Origin of the sequence: Rhodococcus sp. NPDC059179, assembly GCF_042754885.1 — a bacterium.
Classification (GTDB): Bacteria; Actinomycetota; Actinomycetes; order Mycobacteriales; family Mycobacteriaceae; genus Rhodococcus_G.
Window position 1 is genome coordinate 1 of the sequence record NZ_JBHZBV010000008.1, and the last position, 22,590, is coordinate 22,590.

The following is a 22,590-nucleotide window of genomic DNA, read 5'->3' on the forward strand; positions in this document are numbered from 1 at the left end:
AGGAGGAGCCGATACCGCTGTTGTATCGGCGACGACGACAACGCCGCAGGGCGGCGATTGGACGTCAGGGGCGCCGAAATGGGGATTGGGAGACATGCCCTAACCCGCCAGTACCAGCTCGCCCGCCGCCTGGTCGGCGCCTGCCAGCAGTCCCGCGTACCGCCCGCCGAGCGCGACCAGCTCCGCGTGGTCACCGCGCTCGGCGACCCGTCCGTGATCGAGCACGACGATCTGGTCGGCGCCCTGGATCGTGGAAAGCCGGTGCGCGATGGTGATCGTGGTGCGTCCCCGGCTGACGCTGTCGAGCGCGGCCTGGACGGCCCGCTCGGTCTCGTTGTCCAGCGCGCTGGTCGCCTCGTCGAGGATCAGCACCCGCGGGTCGCGCAGCAGGGTGCGGGCGATCGCGATGCGCTGCTTCTCGCCGCCCGAGAACCGGTGCCCGCGGGCGCCGACGACGGTGTCGTAGCCGTCGGGCAGGGACGCGATCAGCTCGTGCACCTGGGCGTCGCGCGCCGCCGCCTCGATGTCGGCGTCGGTGGCCTCGGGCCTGGCGTGCCGCAGGTTCTCGCGGATGGTGGCGTGCAGCAGGTACGTCTCCTGCGAGACGACGCCGACCAGTTCGGACAGTTCCGCGAGCGGGATGGATCGCAGGTCCACCCCGTCGATGCTCACCGCGCCTGCGGTCGGATCGTGCAGGCGGGCCACCAGGGAGGCGAGAGTTGTTTTGCCCGAGCCGGTTTCGCCGACCAGCGCGAGCGAGGACCCGGCGGGCACCTCGATGCTGACCGAGTCGAGCGCGTTCCGGTCCGATCCGTCGTAGCGGAAGCCGACGCCGGTGAACCGCACCGCGCCCGCCGCGTCCTGGCGGCGCAGGTGCACGGGATGCTCGGGGTCGTCGATCTCGACGGGGAGGTCGAGGTACTCGAAGATGCGGCTGAACAGGGCGAGCGAACTGGTCACCGAGACGCCGACGTCGAGCAGGCTCATCAGCGGCCGGAACAGCGCGGCCTGCAGCCCGGTGAAGGCGACCAGGGTGCCGATGGTCATGCCGCCGGAGGTGGCGGGCAGCCCGGCCGCGAGATAGAGCAGGGCGGGGATGGCGGCGAAGACGATGTTCATCGTGGCCATCCGCCAGCGGCCGGACAGCTGGGACCGGACCTCGAGGTCGGCGAGCGTCTGCGAGGTGTCCGAGAAGCGTTGCGACATGGCGGGTCCCGCGCCGAGGGTCTTGCCGAGCTGGATGCCGCTGATCGACAGGGACTCCTCGATCTGGGTCTGCATGTCGGCGAGGGTGCGCTGGCGCTGGGCGGTGATCTCCCGTCGCATCTGGGCGACCTTGCGGGTCAGCCAGATTGCGGGCGGCAGCACGATCAGGGAGAGCAGCGAGAGCCGCCAGCTCAGCACGGCCATCGCGATCGCGGTGCCGACGACGGTGGTGACGTTGGACGCGATCGAGGTGGCGGTCGAGGTGACGACCGTCTGCATGCCGCCGATGTCGTTGGTCAGGCGGGACTGGATCTCCCCTCCCCTGGTGCGGGTGAAGAAGCCCAGCGACTGCCGCTGCAGATGGGTGAACACCCGGGTCCGCAGTCCGTGCATGATGCGCTGGCCGACGGTGGTGGAGATCCAGGTCTGTACGACGCCGAGCACCGAGCCGGCGACGGTCACCGCGAGCATGCCGACCACCGCCCAGACGAGCAGCGTGACGTCCTGGTCGGGGATGGCCTTGTCGATCACGGCGCGGACCAGGAACGGGTTGGCCAGGGAGATGGCGGAGGCCGCGACGATCAGCGCGGTGACCATGGCGATCTGCGGGCGATAGGGCGAGAACAGGGCGCCGATCCGGCGCAGGCTCACCGGCGAATCGGCCAGCTGGGCGCGGTCCGCGGGATCGATCTTCTGTGCACGGGGGCCCGGTCCGGGCCCGCCGTTTCGGGGGCTTGGCATTCAACCACCCCTCTCGTGATGTCGGGGTAAGACATACTGAGGTTCCCTCACTATGAGGTTTATGTCAAGTGAGGTAGCCTAAGTCACATGGCCGAGCAGCACCCCGACACGCTCCGGGATCTCGTGATGACCAGCGCCCGCGCCCTGCGCCGACGCTGGTTCGTCGCGTTGGAACCGTGGCAGCTCTCCCCCCACGAGTACCGCGCACTGCACGTGATCGGCCGCGAAGCGGACCGGCATCCCCGGCTCGGGGACGTCGCGAAGGCGCTGCACATCGCGCCGCGATCCGCGACCGAGGTCGTCGATCGGCTCGAGCAGCGCGGGCTCACCGAACGGGTCCCGGACGCCGCCGACCGGCGCGCGACGTGCGTCCGCCTGACCGCGGCGGGTCGCCGGATCATCGGGGAACTCGAGACCGCGCGCACAGCCGACGCCGAGGACTTCTTCGCGGCGCTCGACGAGCACGACCGCGCCGAGCTGCGGCGCATCCTGGACAAACTGTAGGCAGCTGCGCTGCCTGTGCGCGTTTGACGGGCCCCTGGACCCGTCAAACGCGCACAGGTGCCGAAGGCGCCTAGAGGATGGGCGACGGCGAGTACTTCGCCGCCTCGGGGTTCTGCTCGACCAACAGCCCGACCCGACGCACCACCGAGGCGACCTGCGCCTCGGCCGCGCCGATGAAGGCGGACTTGTCGGCGAGGGCGGCGTCGAGGGCGGCCCTGTCCAATGGCAGACGCTCGTCCGCGGCGAGACGGTCCAGCAGGTCGGGCTCGCGGCCCTGCTCCCGCATCGCCAGCGCGACGGCGACCGCATGCTCCTTGATGACCTCGTGCGCGGTCTCGCGTCCGACACCGGCACGGACCGCGGCCATCAGCACCTTGGTGGTCGCGAGGAACGGCAGGTAGCGGGTCAGTTCCTTCTCGATCACGGCCGGGTAGGCGCCGAACTCGTCGAGCACGGTCAGGAAGGTCTCGATCTGTCCGTCGATCGCGAAGAACGCGTCCGGCAGCGCGACCCGGCGGACCACCGAGCAGAACACGTCGCCCTCGTTCCACTGGGCGCCTGCCAGCTCCGCAGCCATCGAGGCGTAGCCGCGCAGGACCACCTGCAGGCCGTTGACGCGCTCGCAGGAACGGGTGTTCATCTTGTGCGGCATCGCCGACGAGCCGACCTGACCGGGCTGGAAGCCCTCGGTGACCAGCTCGTGGCCCGCCATCAGGCGGATGGTGTGCGCGAACGACGACGGTCCCGCGCCCACCTGCACAAGCGCGGAGAGCACGTCGTGGTCGAGCGAGCGCGGGTACACCTGGCCGACGCTGGTCAGCACGTGCGCGAAGCCGAGGTGCTCGGCGACCTTCGCCTCGAGGAAGTCCAGCTTCTCGGTGTCGCCGTCGAGCAGGTCGAGCATGTCCTGCGCGGTGCCCATCGGTCCCTTGATGCCGCGCAGCGGGTACCGGTCGATCAGCTCACGCAGCCGGGTCAGCGCGACCAGCAGCTCGTCCGCCGCGGAGGCGAACCGCTTGCCCAGGGTGGTCGCCTGCGCGGCGACGTTGTGGCTGCGGCCCGCCATGACCAGCGACGAGTACTCGGCGGCCTTCTCCGCGAGCCGCGCGGCGACCGCGACGCCGTGCGCGTACACGTGCTCGAGCGAACGGAAGATCTGCAGCTGCTCGACGTTCTCGGTGAGGTCGCGGCTGGTCAGGCCCTTGTGCACGTGCTCGTGCCCGGCGAGGGCGTTGAACTCCTCGATCCGAGCCTTGACGTCGTGCCGGGTCACCCGCTCGCGGTCCGCGATGGAGTCGAGGTTCACCTGCTCGAGCACCCGCTCGTAGTCGGCGAGTGCCTCCTCCGGCACGTCGATGCCGAGCGAGGCCTGCGCCCGCAGCACCGCCAGCCACAGCTGACGCTCGAGCACGATCTTGTGCTCGGGCGACCACAGCTCCCGCAGATCGGGGCTGGCGTATCGGTTGGCAAGGACGTTGGGGATGCGGCTCACGAGTGCCCAGTTTACGGCCTACGTCCCCGGCTCCTCCGGCGGGAGCGGCGGCGCCGCGACGTCGATGACCTCCAGCAGCATCTCCCTGGCCAGCTGTTTGGGGTCGGGGTCGGACTCGCTCAGCGCCCCGACGACGGCCCCGTCCACCACACACAGCAGCCTGCGCAGCCCCTCCTGCCGGACCTCCCGGCCGGACCTGCGCAGCACCTCACCGAGGGCATCGTCGAACTGAATCCGCAACCGCCGCTGCACCTCCCGCAGCTGGGGGTGCCGGGCCGACGCGATGAAGCACTCGTACCGGGCGATCAGGTGCTCCCGCGCGGCGCCCTCGATCGGGCCGACCAGCAGCTCGATGATCAGTTCGACGATGGCCTCCGCGTCGCGGTCGGCCTGCGCGATCTCGTCGATGTGGGAGCGCATGGTCGACATCTCGCGGCTGCCACTCAGCTCCACCGCGCGCGCGATCAGGTCGTCGAGGGACTCGAAGTAGTAGGTGGTCGAGGCGAGCGGTAGACCGGCCCGCTGCGCCACCGCCCGGTGGCGGACCGCCTCGAACCCGCCCTCGAGCATCAGATCCGCTGCGGCCTCGACGAGCGCCATCCGACGCCGTTCACCCTTGGGAGTCGCGGCGGAAGACACCCGGCCCATCGTGCCAGCGGAGGCGCTGCGCCGAGCCGGTTTCGTTCGACCCGGTGCCGACGCGGGCGGGACGGCCGCCCCGTCAGTGTCCGAGTGCAGCACTGCGCCCCAATCTTTCCAGCGCCTCGGCCACATCGGCGGTCGCGCCTGCGAACGAGATCCGCACAGTCCGATCGCCTCTGACCGTGTCGAAGTCGACTCCCGGCGCCAGCGCCACCCCGGTCTCCCGGAGCAGTTCCGCGCACCACGACGTCGAATCGCTTGTGAGGTGGCCTATGTCGGCGTAGGCGTAGAACGCGCCGTCGGCCGGTGCCAGATCCGTGATGCCCAGCCTCGGCAGCGCGGCCAGCACCAGGTCGCGGTTCGCCGCGTACCGCAGTACGTGCCCGTCCAACTCGGCACGGGACTCGTCGGTAAAGGCCGCGACCGCCGCGTACTGCGAGATCGCCGGCGGGCAGACCGTCATGTTCGACGCGAGCCGCTGCAGCGAGCGCCGCAGCCCGGTCGGCACCAGCATCCAGCCCAGGCGCCACCCGGTCATCGAGAAATACTTGGAGACCGAGCCGACGACAACGGCCTCGCGCGAGGTCTCCCAGGCGGACGCGGTGGCCGAGTGCCCGGAGCCGAACTCGATCCCGTGGTAGATCTCGTCGGAGACGAGCAGGGTGCCGTGCTCCTCACACCAGCGCGCGAGTGCCGCGAGTTCGGCCGGGTCGATGACCGTGCCGGTCGGGTTCGCGGGGCTGGCGACGACCAGTCCGGCAGGCGGCTCGTCAAGCGCCTCGAGCATGGCGACCGTCGGCTGGAACCGGGTGTCCGGGCCGCAATCGAGTTCGATCACCCGGCAGCCGAGCGCGGCGAGGGTGTTGCGGTACGCCGGGTAGCCGGGCCTGGCCACCACCACCGTGTCGCCCGCGTCGAAGGCCGCCAGGAAGATCAGGGTGAACGCGCCGGAGGAGCCGGTGGTGACCACGACGTCCTCCGGGTCGACCGCGATCGACGACTTCCCGCTGTGATAGTCGGCGATCGCCTCCCGCAGCGGCAGGATCCCGAACGTCTCTGTGTAGCCGAGCAATTGGGTGTCGAGAGCCTCGCGGGCCGCGCGCAGCACCGGCGCAGGAGCAGGCGTCGACGGCTGACCCGCGGCCAGGGTCAGGACATCGCCATGGGTCCGGGCCCGCTCGGTGGCGGCCTTCCAGACATCCATCACGTGGAAGGTGGGGACCTGGGATCGCTTGGACTCTGCTCGCACCGGGACGAGGGTAGTGCCTTGCGCTCGAAGTCCATTGGCGATTGCCGTGACCGGAACCACACGACAGCGGCCCCGAGGATCGGATCCTCGGGGCCGCTGCCGGCAGGGGGGCTGCTATTCGGTACAGATCGTGCGCACGCTCAGTGCATGTCGTTCGCGACGATATGGGCGATGTTGCGTTCGGCCAGCGCGGTGATGGTGACGAACGGGTTGACACCCAGGTTGCCCGGGACCAACGAGCCGTCCATCACGTACAGGCCCGGGTGCCCGTGCAGCCGGCCGTGGTTGTCGGTGGCCTTGTTCAGGATGGCGCCGCCGAGGGGGTGATAGGTGAGGTTGTCCCCCCAGGTCTTGTACCCGCCGAACATGTCGGTGCGGTAGATCGTGCCTTCCTTCTTGTTGATCTTGTCGAAGATCCGCTTCGCCATGTTGATCGCCGGCTGGTTCTGCGAGGTCTGCCAGGACAGTCCGACCTTGCCGGTCGACGAGTTGTACTGGAACTGCGCGCGTTCCGGGTTCTTGGTGATCGCCAGGTACAGGCTGATGTACAGCTCGGCGCCGGCGGGGAAGGGCGCGATCTCCGCGAATGCCGGTCCCCCGACGTCGTCCCAGTTGTCGATGCCCATCGTCGGGATCGACGATTGGTTCTTGCCGGTGGCGTCCCACATGTGGTTGGCCCGGCCGACCATGACGTTGCCGTTGTTGCCCCAGCCCTGACCGACCTCACCGGACAGGTTCGGCAGGTGGCCCTGCGCCTTCATCGCCACCAGCAGCTTGCTGGTGCCGACGCTGCCTGCCGCGAAGAACACCTTGTTCGCGGTGACCGTCTTGGTCGCGATCACGCCGCCCTGCTCGTTGATCTGCTCCATCTCCACCGAGTAGCCGGCCCCGCTCGGGACAACCTTGGTGACGCGGTGCAGCGTGGTGATGGTGACCTTGCCGGTCGCCGCAGCCTGCCCGAGGTACGTCTTGGGCAGCGACTTCTTGCCGTGGTGGTTGCCGAAGATGACCTCGCCCGCCAGCGCGGACTTCGTGGCCTGGCCCGCGGCCTCCTGCTTCATGTAGTTCATGTCGTAGACGTTGGGCACGAAGACCGTCTTGAAGCCCGACCGTTCCGCGGTCTTGCGGCCGGTGCGCGCGAACTTGTACCACTCGGTCGACTCGAACCAGGCCGGATCGATGTTGTTGACGCCGAGCCCGGCGTTGGCCTTGGGGAAGAACACGTTGTACATCTCGGTGGAGTCGACCGAGGGAAGAATCTCCTCGAAGTAGCCCCGCCGGGGCGTGACGGCCATGCCGCCGTTGACCAGTGAGCCGCCGCCGACGCCGCGGCCCTGGTAGACATTGACCCCGCCCATGTTCTCGCAGTCGAGGATGCCGGTGTACTTCTCGATGTCCTTGTCGATCGAGACACCCATGAAGTGCGAGACCGGCTGGGCCGTGCGATCCCTCAGCCAGAAGCCGCGCTTGTCCGGGGAGGTGGTGTTGGTGAAGACCCCGGAGCCGGCCGTGCCCCAGTCCCGGCCCATCTCGACGATGTGGGCGTCGATGCCGGCCTGCGCCAGCCGCAGCGCGGTCACCGCGCCGCCGTAGCCGCTGCCGATGATGAGGGCAGGCACCGTGTCGCCGGTGTTGAGGGCGCGCCGCGGGGAGGCCGCGGCCGTGGTCGCAAGCATCGACGGCGCGAGCGCAACCGCACCGGCCGCAACACCCGTCGCTGCCATGAACGTCCGGCGGGAAAACTTTGATTTCGTGGTCGCGGTGAAGCTGCTTCGCGACGTCTCGTACTCGGTCAACGGAACCTCTCTGTTTGAGCGGGCCAATAAAGTAGAACTCGTTATACAGCCGTGACCACACCGAATTTCGCGATACCGGTCGGTAACAAGTGGAAACTTTGCAGGTCAAACAGAAACCACCGAAATGCCTGTGCTACAGCACTATCACCTGTACCGTTCAACGCTTCTCACGCGCCGAAGGCACCCATTGCGGGTCCGAACCCACAAAGGATGCCTCCGGCGTAGCGAGAACATGTTCACGCAGAGTTTCGGACTAGTGCATGTCGTTCGCGACGATGTTGGCGATGTTGCGTTCGGCCAGCGCGGTGATGGTGACGAACGGGTTGACACCCAGGTTGCCCGGCACCAGCGAGCCGTCCATCACGTACAGGCCCGGATGCCCGTGCAGTCGGCCGTGGTTGTCGGTGGCCTTGTTCAGGATGGCGCCGCCGAGGGGGTGGTACGTGAGGTTGTCGCCCCAGGTCTTGGACCCGCCGAACATGTCGGTGCGGTAGACCGTGCCTTCCTTCTTGTTGATCTTGTCGAAGATCCGCTTCGCCATGTTGATCGCCGGCTGGTTCTGCGAGGTCTGCCAGGACAGCCCGACCTTGCCGGTCGACGAGTTGTACTGGAACTGAGCACGTTCCGGGTTCTTGGTGATCGAGAGGTACAGGCTGACGTACAGCTCGGCACCCGCCGGGAACGGCGCGATCTCCGCGAATGCCGGTCCCCCGACATCGTCCCAGTTGTCGATGCCCATCGTCGGGATCGACGACTGCTTGTTGCCGGTGGCGTCCCACATGTGGTTGGCCCGGCCGACCATGACGTTGCCGTTGTTGCCCCAGCCCTGCCCGACCTCACCGGACAGGTTCGGCAGGTGCCCCTGTGCCTTCATTGCCACCAGCAGCTTGCTGGTGCCGACGCTGCCCGCCGCGAAGAACACCTTGTTCGCGGTGACCGTCTTGGTCGCGATCACGCCGCCCTGCTCGTTGATCTGCTCCATTTCCACCGAGTAGCCGGCCCCGCTCGGGACGACCTTGGTGACGCGGTGCAGCGTGGTGATGGTGACCTTGCCGGTCGCCGCGGCCTGCCCGAGGTACGTCTTGGGCAGCGACTTCTTGCCGTGGTGGTTGCCGAAGATGACCTCGCCCGCCAGCGCGGACTTGGGCACCGAACCGGCCGCCTCCTGCTTCATGTAGTTCATGTCGTAGACGTTGGGCACGAAGACCGTCTTGAAGCCCGACCGCTCCGCGGTCTTGCGGCCGGTGCGGGAGAACTGGTACCACTCGGTCGATTCGAACCAGGCCGGATCGATGTTGTTGACGCCGAGCCCGGCGTTGGCCCTGGGAAAGAAGGTGCTGTACATCTCGTTGGAGTCGATCGAGGGCAGGAGTTCCTCGAAGTAGCCGCGCCGGGGCGTGACGGCCATGCCGCCGTTGACCAGCGACCCGCCGCCGACACCGCGGCCCTGGTAGACGTTGACGCCACCCATGTTCTCGCAGTCGAGGATGCCGACGTACTTCTCGATGTCCTTGTCCAACGACGCGCTCAAGAAGTGCGAGACCGGCTGCGCCGTGCGATCCCTCAGCCAGAACCCACGCTTGTCCGGCGAGGTGGTCGACGTGAAGACGCCGGAGGAACCGGACCAGTCCTTGCCCATCTCGACGATGTGCGCGTCGATGCCGGCCTGCGCCAGCCGCAGCGCGGTCACCGAACCGCCGTAGCCGCTGCCGATGATGAGGGCGGGCACTGTGTCGCCGGTATTCAGCGCGCGACGCGGAGAGGCCGCCGCGGCGGTCGCCAGCAGCGACGGCGTGAGAGCAACGGCACCGGCCGCAACACCCGTCGCCGCCATGAACCTGCGGCGGGAAAACTTTGATTTCGTGGTCGCGGTAAAGCTGCTGCGCGACGTCTCGTACTCGGTCAACGGAACCTCTCTGTTTGAACGATGCACTAAAAGTAGAAACTCGTTCTACAGCAGAGGCAGCGCCAGAATCTACAGCTACCTACCGGTAACATTCCCAAAGTTTGTTTTTCCGAGTGAACCGTCGAAACGCCTGCGCCACACCAACTCTTGCCAGTACTGTTCAACGCTTCTCGGTCGCAAATGACCTCCCTACTGGTCCGATGACACAAAGAAATCCTCGTGCTTTGTATGAGTGCGCCCACCCGCGCTGACATAGGTTGCAGAGCTCCGAGGTTCCGCCCCACGGCCAGTAGCGTCGAGGGCGCCCCGCGTGGGCAGGCAAGCCCACACGAGACGCCGTCGCGCCCCGACTGCGCGCAGCTGGCTAGTGCAGGTCGCTCGCGACGATGGTCGCCATGTTGCGTTCGGCCAGCGCGGTGATGGTGACGAACGGGTTGACACCGACGTTGCCGGGGACGAGCGAGCCATCCATCACGTACAGGCCCGGGTACTCGGGCAACCGCCCGAAGTTGTCCGTCGCCTGATTCAGGATGCAACCGCCGAGCGGGTGATAGGTGAAGTCGTCGCCCCAGGTCTTGTACGTACCGAACATGTCGGTGCGGTAGATCGTCCCCTCCTTGGCGTTGATCTTGTCGAACACCCGCTTGGCCATGTCGATGGCGGGCTGGTTCTGCGACGTCTGCCAGGACAGCTCCGTCTTGCCGGTCGATGAGTTGAACTGGAACTGAGCACGTTCCGGGTTCTTGGTGATCGCCAGGTACAGGCTGATGAACAGCTCCGCGCCCGCAGGGAACGGGGCGATCTCGGCGAACACCGGCCCCGCCGGGTCGGCCCAGTTGTCGATGCCCATCGTGGGGATGCACGACTGCTTGGCACCGGTGGCGTCCCAGGCATGGTTGGCGCGGCCGACCATCACGTTGCCATTGTTGCCCCAGCCCTGGCCGACCGCGCCCGGCAGGTTCGGCAGGTGCCCCTGCGCCTTCATCTTGACCAGCAGTTTGCTGGTGCCGACGCTGCCTGCCGCGAAGAACACCTTGTCGGCGGTGACGGTCTTGGTCGCGATCGTGTTGCCCTGCTCGTCGATCTGCTTCATCTCGACCGTGTATCCGCCGCCGGTCGCGGCGGGCGCGACCTTGGTGACCTCGTGCAGCGTGGTGATGGTGAGCTTGCCGGTCGCCGCGGCCTGCGCGAGGTACGTCTTGTCGAGCGACTTCTTGCCGTGGTTGTTGCCGAAGATCACCTCACCGTCCAGCGCCGACTTGGTGACCTGCCCCGCATCCTCCTGCTTCATGTAGTTCATGTCGTAGACGTTCGGCACGAATGCCGTTGCAAATCCGGATCTTTCGGCGGTCTTCCGACCAACGCGGGCGAACTTGTAGTAGTCCGTCGACTCGAACCAGGCCTGGTCGATGTGGTTCACGCCCAGGCCCGCGTTGGCCCGGGGAAAGAACGTCCCGTACATCTCGTTCGAATCGACCGAGGGCAGGATCTCCTCGAAGTAGCTGCGCTTCGGCGTGACCGCCATGCCGCCGTTGGCCAGTGAGCCGCCCCCCACCCCGCGCCCCTGGTAGACCCGGATCCCGCCCATGTTCTCGGAATCGAGCACCCCGACGTACTTCTCGATGGGCCGGTTGACCAGCGGCACACCCAGGAGGTACCCGACCGGCTGATCGGTGTAGTTCCGGAGCCAGAACGAGCGCTTGTCGGGGTTGAGCATGTCGCAGAAGATCTTCCCGTCGGAGCCCGGGGTGGTCCACGACCTGCCCATCTCCACGATGTGGGTGTCGACGCCCGCCTGGGTCAGCCGCAACGCGGCGACCGCACCGCCGTAGCCACTCCCGACAACAAGGGCCGGCACCCGATCGCCGGTATTCAGTGCCCGTCGTGGCGCCGCCGCGGCGGTTACCCAGGACGACGAGAGCGCCACCGCTCCCGCCGCCAAACCCGTCGCCGCCAAGAACCTCCTGCGGGAGAACCGGGTGTCGGTTACTGCCTCAAAACCTTGTGATGCTCGGTGAACGCTCAACGGAACCTCTCTGTCCAGGGCCAGCAAAACTGGAACCTGTTATACGAGAGATACCGCCGGTTACCGCGTGGTAACCGGCCAATCGTTCACACTGCGGAACGGCTTCGCGAAACCGCCCGCGAGACAACGACATCGACTGTAGTGTTATACGCATTGGAGCCCTGGACGGGCGCCCAGCCGGTGTCAGGAGTGGGCTCAGATACCGATGCGTCCCTCGACGGCGGCCAGGCCGATGTCGCGGCGGTAGTGCCCGCCCGGCAACCGAACCTCGGCGAGCTTGGCGTAGGCGTCCTCGCGCGCGCCGGTCAGATCGGACCCCACCCCGACGACGCTGAGCACACGCCCGCCTGCCGACACCACGGCACCGTCCTCGCGCAGGCCGGTGCCCGCATGCAGCACACCGTCCGCGTCCGCGCCGCTGATCACGTCGCCCGTACGCGGGCGTCCGGGGTAGTTCTCTGCGGCCAGCACCACGGTGACCGCGGCGCCATCGCGCCAGCGCAGCGGCGCCACCTCGGTGAGGGCGCCGGTCGCGGTGGCGTTCAGCAGCTCACCGAGCGGCGACTCCAACAGCGCCAGCACGGCCTGGGTTTCGGGATCACCGAAGCGGCAGTTGAACTCGACCACGGCGGGCCCGTCCTTGCCGATCGCGAGGCCGGCGTACAGCAGCCCGGAGAAGCCGCTGCCCCGCTTGACCAGCTCGGCGGCCACCGGGACGACCACCTCGTCGACGATCTGGGTCACGGTCTCCGCGGGCAGCCACGGCAACGGGGTGTAGGCGCCCATGCCGCCGGTGTTCGGCCCGGTGTCGCCGTCGCCAACCCGCTTGTGATCCTGCGCGGGCAGCAGCGGGACCACCGTCTCGCCGTCGACGAGGCAGAACAGCGAGACCTCCGGCCCGTCCAGGTAGGACTCCAGCAGCACCGGGTGCCCGGTCTCGAGCAGCTCGGCGGCGTGGTCGCGGGCCGCGCCGCGGTCCGTGGTGACGACGACGCCCTTGCCCGCCGCGAGCCCGTCGTCCTTGACCACCCAGTGCGGACCGAACCGGTCAAGGGCCGCGTCCAGGTCGGCGGGGTTGTCCACGATCTCGCTGTGCGCGGTCCGCACGCCCGCCGCGGCCATCACGTCCTTCGCGAACGCCTTGGAACCCTCGATCCGCGCCGCGGCCGCGGACGGCCCGAAGCACGCGATCCCGGCCGCCCGGACGGCGTCGGCGACCCCGACCACCAGCGGGACCTCGGGACCGATCACGACCAGGTCCGCGGACACCTCCCGTGCCAGCGCCACCACGGCCTCCCCGGACGCGACGTCCACGGGGTGCTGCTCGGCGATCTTCGCGATCCCGGCGTTGCCGGGGGCGGCGAACAGGGCCGTCACCCCCGGGTCGCGCCCGAGGGCGAGAAGAAGGGCATGTTCACGGGCTCCGGAGCCGATAACGAGTACGCGCACGGACCTCAGACTACGGCCCGCCCTGTACCCGAGGCGCGGTCAGGTCGTACATTGTGACGCCATCGACCGTGGTGGAGGCGAAATTCTCTGCCACCCAAGCGGAAATCTGCGACCCCGTGCCCTCCGAGCCACCCCGGCCCATGCCGCCGCCCCCGATGAAGTAGTGGATCCTTCCGTCGGCCACGTACTGCTGGAACTGCTCGAGGGTCGGCGAGGGGTCGCTGCCGTTGAAGCCGCCGATCGCCATCACCGGCTCCTCGGTGGCCAGCTGATATCCGGAGGCACTGTTGGACCCGATGGTGGCGGCCACCCAGGTGTAGCTGTCGGCGTCGGCCTCGAGCAAGGCGGTCAGCTCCGCGCTCGGCTCGCTTCCGCGCAGCAGTCCGCCCGCGCCGCCGGTTCCGCCGGGCAGCCCCCGACCCATCCCGTCCGGCGGGGTCATCCCGACGGGCGCGCCGGGGAAGCCGTCGGCCCCGCCCGGTCGCGCACCGTCCGGTCGCGACCCGCCCTGCCGTCCGCCGCCTCCGCCTGGTCCACCCATGCCGCCGGTGCTCGGCCCGGCCGAGACGATCGAACCGGTGTGCGGGGTGCCGATCGTGTCCACCGCGTAGGCGGCCGGACCGGCCAGCCCCACGAAGAGCGCGGCGAGCACCGTGACGGTGCCGAGCCGGCCGGTGAGCCGGGGCAGGAGCATCAGTGCGACCGCGACCGCGCCGACCACCACGATCGCCCAGCGCAGCCACGGCAGGAACGATTCGCCACGGCCGAGCAGCACCCAGGCCATCGCCGCGGTCACCGCGACCGTCACGGCGAGAACGATCCGCACCCACGGTGCGTCGCGTCGACGCCACGCGGCCACGGCCCCCGCCCCGACGAGCGCGCCGATCTGCGACGCAAGGGCCACCGTGTAGTAGGCGTGGAAGATCCCGGCCATGAAGCTGAACACCAGCAGCGTCACCGCCAGCCAGGTGCCGAACAGCACGAACGCTGCCCGCTGAGGATCCCGACGGGACGCCTTGCCGCGCAGCACGATTCCCAACACCGTCAGAATCAGCGCCGCCGGGATCAGCCAGGCGATCTGACCGCCCTGGGCGGCGTCGAACATGCGGGTGATGCCGGTGCTCCCCCACATCCCGCCACCGCCGCCGGGCGGGCCGCCCGCCATCGCCTCGCCCCCGCCGGGGACGACGCTGCCGCGCTCGTTGCCGTTGAGCCGGCCCAGCCCGTTGTATCCGAGGGTGAGCTCGAGGATCGAGTTCTCCTGCGAGCCACCGATCCACGGGCGCGAGTCCGCCGGCCACAGCTCCACCGCCAGCAGCCACCAGCCCGCCGAGACCACCATCGCGGCGAGCGCCGCGAACAGCTGCACGATCCGCTTGCCGAGGCGGGGCGGCCCGAACAGCAGGTAGGTCAGCGCGAGCGGCGGCACCACGAGCATCACCTGGAGTTGCTTGGTGAGGAAGCCGAAGCCGACGAAAACGCCGACGAGCACCAGCCACCGGGTGCGGCCGTCCCCGATCGACCGCAGCAGCGCCCATGCGGCCGCCACCATCAGCAGCACGAGCAGCGCGTCCGGGTTGTTGAACCGGAACATCAACACCGCGACCGGCGTCAGCGCCAGCACCAGGCCGGCGAGAAGTCCCGCGGCGGAACCGAAGTACCGACGAACAGTGGCCCAGAGCAGCGCAACCGAGGCGACGCCCATCAACGCCTGCGGCACCAGGATGCTCCACGCGCTGAGGCCGAACATCCGCACCGACAGCGCCATCACCCACAGCGAGGCGGGCGGCTTGTCCACGGTGATCGAGTTGGCGGCATCGGACGAGCCGAAGAAGAAGGCCTTCCAGGACTGCGAACCCGCCTGCACCGCGGCGGAATAGAACGAATTGGCCCAGCCGGAGGCGCCGAGGACCCAGAGGTAGGCGACGGCGGTCCCCAGCAGCAACGCGGCGAGGAGCCACGGTTCCAGGTTCCGGCGGACCGGAGCGGGCTCTGGATCGGCGGTGACGATCGGTGGCACTTCGGTGGTGGTCACTGGGTGACTCCTTCGTGGTGATGGCGGAACACCCAGCGCAGTGCGACAAAACGGGTGACGGTGGCAATGAGATTCGCGATCACCAGGACCGCGAGCTCGAGATGTTTGGAGGCGTCCGGCAGCCAGCGGTGCGCGGCGAATAGCGATCCGCTGGTGAGCAGCAGCCCGAACGCGAACACCGCGAGGCCCTGAGCCTGGTGCCTGGCGGCGCCGGCCGAGCCGCGCACCCCGAACGTGAACGCCCGGTTGGCCGCGGTGTTGAGGACGGCGGTGATCAGCAGCGCGACGAGGTTCGCGGCCTGCGCGCCGGTCACCGCGTGCAGTGCCAGGTACAAAAGCGCGTACGCCACCGTGGACACCACGCCGACGACCGCGAACCGCACCAGCTGCCCGACCATGCCGTGCGGCACGCCCTGCACCAGCGGCTCGCGGCCCATGCTCGTGCGCAAGGCCGCGACGGGCAGCGAGCCGGTGGCCAGCGCACGACCGACCCGGGCCACGCCCTTGAGGTCGGCGACCGCGGTGGCGACGATGTCGACGGTGCTGTCCGGGTCGTCGACCCAGTCCACGGGAACCTCGTGGATCCGCAGCCCCACCCGTTCGGCGAGCACGAGCAGCTCGGTGTCGAAGAACCAGCCGGTGTCCCGCACCAGGGGCAGCAGTTCGCGGGCCACGTCGGTGCGGATCGCCTTGAACCCGCATTGCGCGTCGGAGAACTTGGCGCGCAGCGCGCCGCGCAGGATCAGGTTGTAGCAGCGGGAGATCACCTCCCGCTTGGCCCCGCGGACCACCCGGGCCGAGCGGGTCAGGCGTGAGCCGATCGCCACGTCGGAGTGCCCGGAGACCAGCGGCGCCACCAGCGGCATCAGCGCATTGAGGTCGGTGGACAGGTCCACGTCCATGTACGCGACGACCTGGGCGTCGGACGCGCTCCACACCGCGTGCAGCGCGCGGCCGCGCCCCTTCTGGTCGAGGTGCACGACCCGGACCTCGGGGAACTCGGCGGCGAGGCGACGGGCCACGGCCAGGGTCGAGTCGGTGCTGGCGTTGTCGGCGATGGTGATCCGACTGGGGTACGGGACGGACCCGGTGAGGTGTTCGTGCAGCCTGCGCACGCAGCGCTCCAGGTCGCGCTCCTCGTTGTACACCGGGATCACCAGGTCGAGGGTGACGGTGGGCGCGCCGTCGGGTGGCGGCCGATCGCCACGGCGGACAAGGGAGTTCGTCGTCATGGTGGCCACGGTGCTGGCCGAATCTGCAACCTCCCTGGACCGCAGCTGGCAACTTCCTGTGGACGCCGAAGCGGGAGGTGTGTGCTACGTCACACGGTGGCGGCGATGAGTACCGGAGCCGATCGCCGTCTCCATTGGCGAACCGATCGCACGGCGACAACGGAGATCGACGAAAGGCCTCAGACCATGGAAACCATCACCACCCCAACCGGCATCACGCTCGCCTTCGACCGCTATGTCGGCGGCGATCGCGGAACCGTCATTCTCGTCGGTGGCGCATTCAGCTACCGCGAGTTCCCCAAAATGGTGGAGCTGGCCCAGAAGCTGGCCGATGAATACCGGCTCACCGTCATCAATTACGACCGTCGCGGCCGCGGCGACAGCAGCGATTCGCCTGGCGTGTACGACGTCGAGAACGAAATCGACGATATCGCCGCGCTGGTCGAGGCGACCGGCGGATCCGCCGCACTGTTCGGCTGGTCCTCCGGCGCGGGACTCGCACTGCTGGCGGCCGCCTCGGGCCGGGTGCCCGGCATCACCAAGGTGATCGCCTTCGAGCCGCCGTTCGTGGTGAACCACGAGAACTTCGTTCCCCAGGAAAATCTCCATCTGACGCTGCACAGGCTGATTGCCGAGGACCGCCGCGGCGAGGTGGTGAAGTTCTACATGACCCACGCGATGGGCATGCCCCGACCCTTCGTCGCCGTCATGCGATTCACGCCGTTCTGGAAGAGCCTGAAGGCGACAGCCCCCGCGGCAGCCCATGATTGGGCCGTCATGGGCGACTACATGCGCGGCGAACCGCTGCGCGCGGCGAACTGGTCCGGCATCACCGTGCCGACCCTGGTCATCTCCGGAGGAAAGAGCGGCGATCTGCTGCGCACCGCCGCTCGCGCGATCACCGCGGTGCTGCCCAACGCACGGCATGTGGAACTGGCCAAGCTGAGCCACAATCCGAACATCGCGCTGCTCACCCCGCCGGCAGGTGAATTTCTCACCGGTGCATCGTCCCGCATCGCCGCACCGGGTGACCCGGCATAATCGGGCCATGGCATCCGTCTTCAGCATGATCATCGCCGGCGATCTCCCGGGCCGGTTCGTCTGGGAGGACGACGACGTCGTCGCCTTCCTGACCATCAACCCGATCACCCAGGGGCACACGCTGGTGGTTCCGCGGGCGGAGATCGACCAGTGGCAGGATCTCGACGGTGCCGTGCTCGCCAAGTGCACCGCGGTCGCGCAGATCGTCGGGCAGGCGGTGCGCAAGGGCTTCGATGCCCCTCGGGTCGGCCTGCTGATCGCCGGCCTGGAGGTGCCGCACCTGCACCTGCACGTGTTCCCGGCGTTCAGCCTCGGTGACTTCAACATCTCCGGCGCCGACCCGAACCCGTCGCCGGAGTCCCTCGACGAGGCGCAGGCGACCATCAAGGCGACGCTGCGCGAGCTCGGCCACGGCGCGCACGTCCCCGCCTGACCCCCGCCCCCACCCACACACACCGCGACCCCGCACGGCTGCTGCCGGGCGGGGTCGCGTGCGTCGTAGGGCTGCGGTCGCTCAGACCACCGACGACATGTCCGCGCGGCCGAGGTAGGCCTCGCGCAGGCTGTCCCGGTTCGTGATCGCCGCCACCGGCTTGTCCATCACGACCTTGCCCATGTCGATCACCGTCACGTGGTCGGCAACCGACAGCGCGGTGTCCACCTCCTGCTCGACCAGCAGCACCGCTAGGCCGCGGGCCTTGAGCGCCTCGACCTGACGCAGCACGTCCTTGACGATGACCGGTGCCAGGCCGCCGGACGGCTCGTCGAGCAACAGCACCTTCGGCTGCGACATCAGCGCCTGCCCGATCGCCAGCATCTGCTGCTGACCGCCGGACATGGCCCCGGCCAACAGGTTCTTCCGCTCGGCGAGCATCGGGAACATGTCGTAGACGTCGTCGAGCGAGCCCGCCAGCTTGCGCCTGCCCAGCCCGCGGGAGAAGCCCCCGAGCACCAGGTTCTGGTCCACCGTCTGCTCCCGGAAGACCTTCTTGCCCTCCTGCACGTAGGCCAGCCCGGCGGCGACCCGCTTGTGCGCTGGCATCGAGGTGATGTCCTTGCCCTCGAGCCGGACCGTGCCGGAGTTCGCCTTGTTCAGCCCGGTGATCGCCCGCAGCGTGGTGGTCTTGCCCGCGCCGTTGCGGCCCAGCAGCGCGGTGATCTGCCCGGGGACCACCGTCAGGCTCACGTCGGTGACCACCCGGATGTCCCCGTAGCCGGTGGCCAGCCGCTCGACCGTCAATCCGTGTTCCGACATCAGGACGACACCTCCTCCACGCTGATCCCGAGGTACTCGGTGAGCACCCGCGGGTTGGTCTCGATCTCTTCCGGCGGGCCCTGCGCGATGACCTCGCCGCGGGCCAGCACGTAGATGACGTCCGCGAGCTTGAGCACCAGGTCGAAGTTGTGCTCGACCAGCACCACCGTGCCACCGGCCGCCCGGATCTGACGCACCAGCTCGGCCAGGCGAAGGATCTCGTCCTCGTCGAGACCCGACGCGATCTCGTCGAGCAGCAGCAGCGCGGGCCGCGCCACCACCGCGCGGGCGAGCTCGAGCAGGCGGCGGTTGCCCAGCGGCAGGGCCGACGCCTTCTCGTTGGCCTGACCGGCCAGGCCCACGAGGTCGAGCACCCGCATGGCCTCGGCGCGGTCCTCGCGAACGATCCTGCGGTACTTGGGTAGTCGCAGGATCGCGCTGACCATGGAGACCCGGTCGGTGCTGTACCGCCCGGTCTGCACGGACTCGAGGACGGTGATGTCCTCGGGGATGTTCGGGGTCTGGAAGGTGCGCGCCACGCCGCGGCGCGCGACGGCGTCGGAGGTCAGGGTCTGCAGTTCGCCGTCACCGAGCCGAATGACGCCTGCGTCGGAGCGGTAGAAGCCGCCGATCATGTTCATCAGCGTGGTCTTGCCGGATCCGTTGGGCCCGATCAGCGCGGTCACCTCGCCGGGGCGGGCGGTCAGGTTCACCCCGTTCAGTGCCTTGTTGCCGCCGAAGGCCTTCTCCAGCCCGTCGACCACCAGAACCTGGCCGTCGATCCGCTCGCCCCGGCCGCCTGTCGCGGCGCCGTCGACCGCAGGCGTCGCAGGCACGTACCCGGCTCTACGGTCGAGCTTCTCGATGGCCAGCTTGCCGAACTTCGCCAGGCCGCCACTGAGCAGCACCCCGCCGATGATCAGGAAGATGCCGTAGAAGATCAGGGCGTAGTCCTGGAACTCGGTGGACTGGTTGGGGCCGAACTGCATGATCATTGCGCCGGCCAGCGCGCCGTAGATGCTGGCCGAGCCGCCGAGGATGCTGGCCGCCAGCACGGTCATCGCAAAGGTGAAGCCGAAGGACATCGGCGAGATGTAGAGGTCGGTGTTGGCGAACAGCGCACCGGCCAGGCCGGCCGGGATGGCACCGATGGCGTAGCCGGTCAGCTTCATCCGGTAGACCGAGATGCCCTGTGCCGAAGCGAGAACCGGACTCTGCTTGAGCGTCCGGAATGCCACACCGTGCCGCGAGAGGACCAGGTTCCGCAGCACCGCGAACCACACGATCATCACCACGACCACGACCACATAGAAGCTCTCGGAGTCGACCACGGAACCGAACAGGGTGGCCTGCTCCATCCCGCTGAGGCCGTTCTTGCCGCCGGTGGTCTCGCTGAAGATGGACAGGACGTCGGGGATCAGCAGCACCAGGAAGAACGACGTCATCGCCAGCGACCAGCTGCCCAGGCGCAGGCCCGGGATGCCGGTGAGCAGGCCGACGAGCAGCGCGACCGCGCCCGCCGCGACGATCTGCACGATCAGGTCGGTGTGGCCGTGCACGGAGAGCAGGCCGGCGGTGTAGGCGCCTGCCGCGTACATCGCGGCCTGGCCGAGCGCCAGCTCGCCCGCGTAGCCGAGGCTGAGGTTGAGGCCGCTGACAACCAGCGCCAGGATGCAGGCCAGCTGCATGTTCCGGGTGGTGCTGTATCCGAGCCCGAAGGCCGGTAGGAAGATCAGCAGGACGCCGATCGCGAGCGGGAAGACCCAGCTGGGAATTCGCCGAATGGCTAGCCACGCGGACATGGTCACACCACCCTTTCCTTGACTTTGCCGAACAGGCCTGCGGGCCTGATCATCAGGATCACGATGAGCACCAGGAAGACCGTGAGGTTGCTGTACTGCGCGCCGAGCTGATAGGTCGCGACGGCCTCGATGACGCCGACCGACAGGCCGCCGATCAGGGCTCCGTACAGCGAGCCGAAGCCGCCGATCGCCAGCGCGACGAAGCCCTTGAGCGCCAACGACGTTCCGAGCGTCGCGACCGCGAAGGTCTTCGGCCCGACGAAGACGCCGAGCAGGCCTGCGATCGCACCGGAGAGCAGGAACGCGGCGAAGATGAAGGCGCGCACGTTGATTCCCTTGAGCTTGGCGGCCTCCTCGTCCTCGGAGATGCCGACCAGCGCGAGTCCGTAGCGGCTCATCTTGGTGAAGCGGCTGAGCGCCACCACCAGCACGACGGCGACGACGAGCAGCGCGATCTCGGCCGGATAGGTTCGGCCGCCGAGGATCTCGACGACGTTGTTACCGCCGGTGAAGGGCACGGAGAGCGGGTCCCGGCCCCAGAGCAGCTGGGTCACACCGTCGAGCAGGATCGCCACACCGAGCGTGGTGACCAGCAACGTCCGATGATCGGAGACCGGCCGGATCGCCAGCACCTCCTCGAGGCCTGCCACCACCGTGACGACGAGCATCGCCATGATCACCACGACGATCACCGGGAGATCCAGGGTGACCAGCCCCGTGTAGGCGACGAACGTGCCGAGCATCATCAGCTGCGCGTGCGCGAAGTTGAAGGCCTTCGAGGAGATGTAGACGATGTTGTAGCCGATGGCCACCAACGCATAGACCGCGCCGAGCGCGAGTCCTGACCACAGAAGTGTCATCGGCGGTCAGGCCCCGCCTGCGGCCGGGTTCGCGAACTGCCCGTTGAGCAGCGGCGTCGGTGCGATGTAGGTGAAGGTCGAGGCGTCGGGGTTCGAGCTGTGGCTCTCGGCGCTGTAGTTCGGCACCGGGATCATCGCGGTCTTCGCCTGCTTCTGCACCTCGATGTCCTCGATGGCCTCGACCAGCTTGTCGAGGTCGGTGCCGCCCGCACTCTCGGCGGCAGCGGCGACCATCGGGACGGCGTCGTAGGAGGCCGCGACGATCAGCGTCGAGGCGATGGTCCCCATGCCTGCCATCGTGTCGACCGCGGTGTTGACCAGCTCGTCCGCCGGGTCGTACGCGGTGCTGTGGAACATCTGCATGACCATGTCCTTGGTCTGCGGGACGCCGAGGAAGCCGCCGGGCGGCGGGGTCGCGATCGACGAGGTGCCCGCGACGGAGTTGTTGCCGATCAACGGGACGTCCCAGCCGAGCCGTTCGAGGCTCTGGATCAGGTAGCCGAGGGGCGCGCCGTACGCGTCGACCACCAGGGCCTTGGTTCCGGCGTTCTTGAGCGACTGCAGCTGCGCGGTCATGTCCAGCGCCGCGGTGTCGTACTCCTTGCTCTCGGTGACCTTGACGCCCGCCGAGCCGAGCGCGGCGACCATCGCGTTGCCGAAGTTCTCGCCGTAGGTGCTGTTGCCGTGGATGATGCCGACGTCCTGATACTGCTTGCCCGCGATGAAGGCAGCGATGCCCTTGGCGTACACCTCGGCACTCGGTGAGATGTCGAAGTTGTACGGCGCGACCTTGGGATCGGCCCCGGATGCGGTGGGGCTCATCGTGAACGACAGGATCCGGTTCTGCGTCAGGATCGGGACGGTCGCGGTGCCGACGGTCGAGGAACCGGTGTTGACGTAGAGGTCCGGCTTGCTGTCGCCCGAGGCGATCTCCCGCAGCTTGGAGACCGCGATGGTCGGGTCTCCGCCGTCGTCGAGGACGGTGACCTTGATCTGCCTGCCGCCGATGCCGCCGGACTCGTTGGCGATCTTGGCGCTGGCCTCGACCGCCAGCACGGAGGTCTTGGCGTTCTTCGCCAGCTGGTCGGGTCCGCTGATCGCGCCCGCGACGTAGACGTCGAACGCGTCGTCCGATCCGCCCGCGCCGCCGCCGGAACAACCGGCCAGGGTCAACGCGCCTGCCCCGGCCAGGGCGACGACCGACAAACTGAACTTCTTCACTTCGGACTCCTACTCGATCCGGGGCCCAGGGAGCTGGGACCGGTGGTTTTTAGGCCGCATCCAAGCGCTTGCTCGATTCCCTATCAAGCGCTTGATCACTCTATGCATATGATCTACGTCATATCAACTGTTT

17 protein-coding genes are annotated in these 22,590 nt (G+C 68.4%); 3 read left to right on the forward strand and 14 right to left on the reverse strand.

Annotation, left to right across the window (positions count from 1 at the left end):
• Nucleotides 1-99: 99 nt before the first annotated feature.
• On the reverse strand, nucleotides 100-1,947 hold the full coding sequence (locus ACFXMV_RS16185; protein ID WP_378503328.1) for an ABC transporter ATP-binding protein: 1,848 nt from the start codon (nucleotides 1,945-1,947) through the stop codon (nucleotides 100-102).
• A gap of 87 nt (nucleotides 1,948-2,034) precedes the next feature.
• Between ACFXMV_RS16185 and ACFXMV_RS16190 the strand changes: the two genes are divergently transcribed.
• On the forward strand, nucleotides 2,035-2,451 hold the full coding sequence (locus tag ACFXMV_RS16190) for a MarR family winged helix-turn-helix transcriptional regulator (RefSeq protein WP_378502150.1): 417 nt from the start codon (nucleotides 2,035-2,037) through the stop codon (nucleotides 2,449-2,451).
• 70 nt (nucleotides 2,452-2,521) lie between these two features.
• Here ACFXMV_RS16190 and purB read toward each other — a convergent pair whose 3' ends face one another.
• The 9 genes from purB to ACFXMV_RS16235 form a co-directional block, all read right to left on the reverse strand.
• Nucleotides 2,522-3,943, reverse strand: coding sequence for an adenylosuccinate lyase (gene purB / locus ACFXMV_RS16195; protein WP_378503329.1), 1,422 nt, complete (start codon nucleotides 3,941-3,943; stop codon nucleotides 2,522-2,524).
• A gap of 18 nt (nucleotides 3,944-3,961) precedes the next feature.
• Complete coding sequence (locus ACFXMV_RS16200; RefSeq protein ID WP_378502298.1) at nucleotides 3,962-4,582, reverse strand: TetR/AcrR family transcriptional regulator; 621 nt, start codon at nucleotides 4,580-4,582, stop codon at nucleotides 3,962-3,964.
• 82 nt (nucleotides 4,583-4,664) lie between these two features.
• Nucleotides 4,665-5,834, reverse strand: coding sequence for a pyridoxal phosphate-dependent aminotransferase (locus ACFXMV_RS16205; RefSeq protein ID WP_378502297.1), 1,170 nt, complete (start codon nucleotides 5,832-5,834; stop codon nucleotides 4,665-4,667).
• 140 nt (nucleotides 5,835-5,974) lie between these two features.
• Nucleotides 5,975-7,558, reverse strand: coding sequence for a GMC oxidoreductase (locus ACFXMV_RS16210; RefSeq protein ID WP_378503330.1), 1,584 nt, complete (start codon nucleotides 7,556-7,558; stop codon nucleotides 5,975-5,977).
• 325 nt (nucleotides 7,559-7,883) lie between these two features.
• On the reverse strand, nucleotides 7,884-9,464 hold the full coding sequence (locus tag ACFXMV_RS16215) for a GMC oxidoreductase (protein WP_378503351.1): 1,581 nt from the start codon (nucleotides 9,462-9,464) through the stop codon (nucleotides 7,884-7,886).
• A gap of 436 nt (nucleotides 9,465-9,900) precedes the next feature.
• Complete coding sequence (locus ACFXMV_RS16220) at nucleotides 9,901-11,253, reverse strand: GMC oxidoreductase (protein WP_378503352.1); 1,353 nt, start codon at nucleotides 11,251-11,253, stop codon at nucleotides 9,901-9,903.
• 504 nt (nucleotides 11,254-11,757) lie between these two features.
• The gene (gene purD, locus ACFXMV_RS16225; RefSeq protein WP_378503331.1) at nucleotides 11,758-13,011 is read right to left on the reverse strand and encodes a phosphoribosylamine--glycine ligase; all 1,254 of its coding nucleotides are present in this window, start codon (nucleotides 13,009-13,011) and stop codon (nucleotides 11,758-11,760) included.
• Between the two features lie 10 nt (nucleotides 13,012-13,021).
• Nucleotides 13,022-15,046, reverse strand: a complete 2,025-nt coding sequence (locus ACFXMV_RS16230) for a glycosyltransferase family 39 protein (protein ID WP_378501240.1) — start codon at nucleotides 15,044-15,046, stop codon at nucleotides 13,022-13,024.
• The gene (locus ACFXMV_RS16235; protein WP_378501241.1) at nucleotides 15,043-16,278 is read right to left on the reverse strand and encodes a glycosyltransferase; all 1,236 of its coding nucleotides are present in this window, start codon (nucleotides 16,276-16,278) and stop codon (nucleotides 15,043-15,045) included. The genes ACFXMV_RS16230 and ACFXMV_RS16235 overlap by 4 nt, the downstream gene beginning before the upstream one ends.
• Before the next feature lie 105 nt (nucleotides 16,279-16,383).
• Here ACFXMV_RS16235 and ACFXMV_RS16240 point away from each other — a divergent pair, with 105 nt between their 5' ends.
• Both ACFXMV_RS16240 and ACFXMV_RS16245 read left to right on the forward strand, forming a co-directional pair.
• Nucleotides 16,384-17,319, forward strand: coding sequence for an alpha/beta fold hydrolase (locus tag ACFXMV_RS16240; RefSeq protein WP_378501242.1), 936 nt, complete (start codon nucleotides 16,384-16,386; stop codon nucleotides 17,317-17,319).
• A gap of 7 nt (nucleotides 17,320-17,326) precedes the next feature.
• Nucleotides 17,327-17,752 carry an HIT family protein gene (locus tag ACFXMV_RS16245; RefSeq protein WP_378501243.1) on the forward strand — a complete coding sequence of 142 codons (426 nt, stop codon included), beginning with the start codon at nucleotides 17,327-17,329 and terminating at the stop codon, nucleotides 17,750-17,752.
• 81 nt (nucleotides 17,753-17,833) lie between these two features.
• On the opposite strand, the gene ACFXMV_RS16250 is transcribed toward ACFXMV_RS16245, so the two are convergent.
• The 4 genes from ACFXMV_RS16250 to ACFXMV_RS16265 are packed head-to-tail and all read right to left on the reverse strand — an operon-like array spanning nucleotide 17,834 to nucleotide 22,457.
• Nucleotides 17,834-18,574 (reverse strand): ABC transporter ATP-binding protein, encoded by a 741-nt coding sequence (locus tag ACFXMV_RS16250; RefSeq protein WP_378501328.1) that lies wholly within the window; start codon nucleotides 18,572-18,574, stop codon nucleotides 17,834-17,836.
• Nucleotides 18,574-20,376, reverse strand: coding sequence for an ATP-binding cassette domain-containing protein (locus ACFXMV_RS16255; RefSeq protein ID WP_378501327.1), 1,803 nt, complete (start codon nucleotides 20,374-20,376; stop codon nucleotides 18,574-18,576). Before ACFXMV_RS16255 ends, ACFXMV_RS16250 begins: the two co-directional genes overlap by 1 nt.
• A gap of 2 nt (nucleotides 20,377-20,378) precedes the next feature.
• Entirely contained in the window at nucleotides 20,379-21,236 is an 858-nt protein-coding gene (locus tag ACFXMV_RS16260; protein WP_378501326.1) for a branched-chain amino acid ABC transporter permease, read from the reverse strand.
• Nucleotides 21,237-21,242: 6 nt separating this feature from the next.
• On the reverse strand, nucleotides 21,243-22,457 hold the full coding sequence (locus ACFXMV_RS16265) for an ABC transporter substrate-binding protein (RefSeq protein WP_378501325.1): 1,215 nt from the start codon (nucleotides 22,455-22,457) through the stop codon (nucleotides 21,243-21,245).
• Nucleotides 22,458-22,590 lie beyond the last annotated feature (133 nt).